Consider the following 2,135-nt stretch of genomic DNA (forward strand, 5'->3'; position numbering starts at 1 on the left):
CCGAAGTCCGGGCGCATCGCGCGCTCGCCGGGATCAGTGCCGAGGATGATGAGGATCGCCTGCCGCACGTCCTCGTCGTAGGCGGAGGTGGCGGCCTGGCCGGCCTCGACCCGCACCGGGAAGGCCCAGCCCCTGCCGAGGAAGGTCGATGAGATCTGGGGCGCGGCCATCGCATCAGCCTCCGATTTCCACCAGCGGGCAACCCATCACGATGGGGGCACCGCAGCCGCTCATGTCGCCCATGCGGGCCGCGGGCCGCCCGCCGATCAGCACCGTCGCGCTGCCCTTGGCGATCGGCGTCGGCGGGTGCGGCCCGGCCGGCGGCGGCATCGAGCAGGCATGCAGGTCGCCCACCACGGCCGCCGGCAGGCCGCCGATCAGCACCATGGGCACGCCCGGCCCGGTGATGACGCCGGGGTGCGCTGTCGGGTCGCCGACTCTGGCTGCGGGAGGCATGGTGTGGTCCTGGCGTCAGTTGAGCTTGATCGGCAGGCCCTGCACGCTGCAGGGTCCGGTGGACTGGATGTTGACCATCGCGCCCTTGATGTCGACCTGCTGCAGGCCCTCGAGCGAGAGCTGCAGGGCCTTGAGCTCGATCTTCAGCGCCGACTGCACGGTGATGGTCTGCGACTTGTTGTCCATCGCGATCGACAGCGTGCCGGCGGTGTTCTCCAGCTTGATCTGCAGCGGGTCGATGGTGATCTTCTGCTGCGTGCTGCTGGTGATGGTGATCGACTGCAGTGCATCGTCGAACTCCACCTCGTGGCCCAGGCCGCCGGCCAGGCCGGTCTTGATGACGCGCTTGACGAGGAAGTCGCTCTGCAGCGTGAGCGGCGGGCGGTCCCCGGTGCTCCACAGGCCGCCGAGCACGTAGGCCGCGCTCGCATCGTTCTGCGCGAAGGCGACCAGCACCTCGTCGTCGATCTGCGGCACCCACACGAAGCCGCGGCCCGAGCCGCCGCCGACGGACGGCAGGCGGCACCACGGCTCCATGCCCGGGATCGACGGGATGCGCACCTGCACGCGGCCCTCGGACATCGCGTCCAGGTTGTTGGTGACGACGCCCGGCGAGATCGCGAAGCCCTCGTGCAGTGACTCGACGCCGAGCTGGTCCAGGCGTTCGAAGAGTTGGTCATCCATGGCGCGCGTCCCTGCTCATACCGTGAACTGCCCTTGCAGCCGCACCAGGCCGCCGCGCCCCTTGGGCAGCGGGATGGCGCCGAACCAGACCTCCTTGCGGGCCTGGAAGCTGGTGCGGTAGCCGCCGCCGTCGAGGGTGTGGGTGGCCGAGGTGATGCGGTACAGGCCGCCGAACTGGTCGCCCAGCCCTTCGAGGTTCACCACCCGGCTCGCCTTGATGCGCGGATCGCCGACCGTGCTGCCCGACCCGGTCAGCCGGTTGTTCAGCTTGGGCAGCAGCTCGGTGAGGATCTTGAACGGCGCCRTGGCGTAGCTCGTCGGCTTGATGGTCGTCACCTTGCCGGGCGCGAGCAGCTCGCCGAGCTGGCCGCCGGGCGTGATCGAGAGCTTGAACATCGCGCGGTCGTAGTCCCAGTTGAGCGCGATGGTGAAATCCATCTTGATGCTGTCGACCCAGACCTTGGCGGCCACGCCCTCGATGTCGCCCACGGTCGTGATGCGCGGCGTGAATTCGGTCAGCGTGGCGCCCCACTTGAGCGTCAGGCTGGGCGCGTAGTCCTGGATCAGGAACTGGAACTTGAGCACGCGGCCGTGCGGCTCGGCGGTGTGGTCGATGTACATCTGCCAGCCGTTCTCCTTCGCGACCTCGGTGAGGAACTGGAAGTCGTTGACGCCGCTTTGCTTGCGCACCGCCATCTGCGCGAACTGCGGGAAGGCGAGGAAGGTCGCCAGGCCGACCAGCGTCGACAGCGTGCCGCCGACCGGATCGAGCTCGGGGATCAGCGCATTGCTGCCGGCCACCAGCGCGGCGACCGCCGCATCGGGCAGCGGGAAGTTGCCGACCGACGGAATCTTGATCGCGAAGGCGCGGTCCTTGGTGCCCACCGACAGCCGCTGCAGGTAGTCCTGCGCGGTGAGCCGGATCATCGGGATGCCGCTCGACGGGAACGAGGGCTCGATGCCGGTGATCTCGCCGACGAACACCTCCTCGAGCG

General features: G+C 69.1%; 3 protein-coding genes. All 3 read right to left on the reverse strand.

Annotated elements, in window-relative coordinates; translation table 11 throughout:
- Positions 1-174: 174 nt before the first annotated feature.
- Entirely contained in the window at positions 175-456 is a 282-nt protein-coding gene (locus AC1D01_RS31570) for a PAAR domain-containing protein (RefSeq protein WP_477873461.1), read from the reverse strand.
- A 15-nt stretch (positions 457-471) separates the two neighbouring features.
- Positions 472-1,140, reverse strand: a complete 669-nt coding sequence (locus AC1D01_RS31575; RefSeq protein ID WP_477873462.1) for a phage baseplate assembly protein V — start codon at positions 1,138-1,140, stop codon at positions 472-474.
- A 15-nt stretch (positions 1,141-1,155) separates the two neighbouring features.
- On the reverse strand, positions 1,156-2,135 hold a 980-nt coding region (locus tag AC1D01_RS31580), incomplete at its 5' end, for a phage late control D family protein (protein ID WP_477873463.1).

Source organism: Rhizobacter sp. P3_B12 (assembly GCF_056402895.1).

Excerpts from the sequence above, each read along its gene's own strand:
- AC1D01_RS31575 (WP_477873462.1), bottom strand. The coding sequence starts at position 1,140 with ATGGATGACCAACTCTTCGAACGCCTGGACCAGCTCGGCGTCGAGTCA.
- AC1D01_RS31570 (WP_477873461.1), bottom strand. The coding sequence starts at position 456 with ATGCCTCCCGCAGCCAGAGTCGGCGACCCGACAGCGCACCCCGGCGTC.